The organism is Pseudomonas sp. IT-P176 (assembly GCF_949767245.1).
GTDB lineage: Bacteria > Pseudomonadota > Gammaproteobacteria > Pseudomonadales > Pseudomonadaceae > Aquipseudomonas.
Genome location: NZ_CATKPN010000092.1, coordinates 1 through 1000, shown reverse-complemented (window position 1 = coordinate 1000; position 1000 = coordinate 1). Strand labels below are relative to the sequence as shown.

Sequence of the window (1000 nt, the reverse complement as noted above, 5' to 3'; positions counted from 1 at the left end):
ACCTAAGTTCACCGTCAAGGTTGATCAGGAACTGAAACAAGACCTGACCGTGACCCTGAGCAACGGTACAACCGTGGTGATCAAGGCCGGCACCACCAGCGTGCCGTACGAACTGAAAGCCCAGGGCGACGACGTCTACAAAGACGGCGAAACCATCAAGCTCAGAGTCACTGACGCAACGGTTCCGGGCAAGTCCTTCGAAAACCTGGTGCTCGGCGACGAGGCTGTGGTCAAAGTTGGCGACACCCTCACTGAGGTGAAAGCCACCCTGACGGTGGATAAATCCACCGTCGCCGAAGGTGGTGAAGTCACCTACACCGTGACACTGACCAACGCCGCCGGCATGCCGATGGCGAGCCATGGTCCTCTGGAATTCACGCTGACCGATGGCACCGTGGTGAAAATCCCGGCTAACGGCACCAGTGGTACGGCTGTGGTCACCGCCAAAGACAACATCTTCACCGGCGGCCAGGACGCGATCGTCAACAAGCTGGAATCCGTCTCGGCCAACAACTTCGAGAAGTTGACCCTCGGCGAAGACCAATACACCACCACCGTCACCGACGAGCCATCGGGCCAAGGCGACAAAATCACCGTCACCATCGAAAGCAACGGCGACGTGCTGGAAAACGCTGCACCGAAGTTCACGGTGAAAGTCGATCAGGAACTGAAACAAGACCTGACCGTAACCTTGAGCAACGGCGCGACCGTGGTGATCAAGGCCGGCACCACCAGCGTGCCGTACGAACTTAAAGCCCAGGGCGACGACGTCTACAAAGACGGCGAAACCATCAAACTGAGCGTCACTGACGCAACGGTTCCAGGTAAATCTTTCGAGAACCTGGTGCTGGGCGACGAGGCTGTGGTCAAGGTTGGCGACACCCTCACCGAGGTGAAAGCCACCCTAACTGTGGATAAATCCACTGTCGCCGAAGGCGGTGAAGTCACCTACACCGTGACCCTGACCAACGCTGCCGGCATGCCAATGGCGAGCCATGGT

1 protein-coding gene is annotated in these 1000 nt (G+C 58.1%); it reads left to right on the top strand.

Features of this window, described 5'->3' with window-relative positions; all coding sequences use genetic code 11:
- Window positions 1–1000, top strand: a 1000-nt coding sequence (locus ACM6IP_RS23975) for an immunoglobulin-like domain-containing protein (RefSeq protein WP_414862405.1), incomplete at both ends; no start/stop codon positions are given.